The organism is Micromonospora sp. ATLC16, assembly GCF_057196645.1.
On the sequence record NZ_JBXUOW010000203.1, the window covers coordinates 1 to 223 of the forward strand.

The following is a 223-nucleotide window of genomic DNA, read 5'->3' on the forward strand; positions in this document are numbered from 1 at the left end:
TGTCCATCGACTACGCCTCTCGGCCTCGCCTTAGGTCCCGACTCACCCAGGGCGGATTAACCTGGCCCTGGAACCCTTGGTCATCCGGCGGAAGGGTTTCTCACCCTTCTTTCGCTACTCATGCCTGCATTCTCACTCGTGCCGCGTCCACAACTCGATCACTCGGCTGCTTCACCCCCGGCACGACGCTCCCCTACCCACCCACACACCTGCACACCACCCC

General features: G+C 62.8%; 1 rRNA gene. It reads right to left on the bottom strand.

From position 1 onward, the window contains the following. Nucleotides 1–223 (bottom strand): 23S ribosomal RNA (locus AC2CHE_RS27050); the annotation flags it as partial.